This is a genomic window from Protofrankia sp. Cas3 (assembly GCF_963555955.1).
Lineage (GTDB): Bacteria > Actinomycetota > Actinomycetes > Frankiales > Frankiaceae > Protofrankia.
This window is the reverse complement of sequence record NZ_CAUVXP010000267.1, coordinates 1-703: the sequence shown is the minus strand read 5'-3', so window position 1 is coordinate 703 and position 703 is coordinate 1. Positions and strand designations below refer to the sequence as shown.

General features: G+C 69.0%; 1 protein-coding gene. It reads left to right on the top strand.

The features are described 5' to 3' along the window. Positions 1 to 138: 138 nt before the first annotated feature. Positions 139 to 703, top strand: a 565-nt coding sequence (locus U9983_RS26800; RefSeq protein ID WP_322756677.1) for an IS3 family transposase, incomplete at its 3' end; no start/stop codon positions are given.

Here is a 703-nt window from a genome sequence, read left to right as displayed (position 1 = left end):
GGAGCTCACCGAGCCCGAACGAGCCGAACTGGTCCGGCTACGCGGCGAAGCCAAAAATGCGACGGCCACAATCGCTGAACTACGGATGCAGGTGGAGTTCGCAAAAAAAGTAGCGACCTGGTTCGCGAGCGGAAAGCAGTGACGTTCGCTGCTATCGCGGACTGGGCTGCCTCCGAGGAGTTCCCCGTCGCGTTCATGTGTACCGAGCTGGCCGTGTCCCGGTCCGGCTACTACGCCTGGCGCCGCGGCGAGCCCAGCCAGCGCCCCCGCGACGACACCACCTACACCGCCCCGATCAGGAAGATCTACCGTGAGGGACGCGGCAACCCCGGCGTGCGCCGCGTCCGCGCCGCCCTGACCGCAGCCGGTCACTTCCTGTCGTCCAAGCGGCTGTGGCGCCTGATGAAGGCCGCTGGCCTGCAGGGACGTCATCCCAAGGCGTGGAAGCGCACCACGATCGGCGGCGACCGGCCTGTGCCGGCACCCGACCTGCTCGGCCGCGACTTCACCGCCGGAGCACCCGACACGCGCTGGTGTGGGGACATCACCTACGTCACGACCTGGGACGGCTGGGCCTACGTCGCGACCGTCATCGACCTGTACTCCCGCGCCGTCGTGGGTTGGGCCACCGCCGACCACATGCGCACCAGCCTCGTCACCGAGGCCCTCGACATGGCCATCGCTCGCCGCCGACCACCCTGGG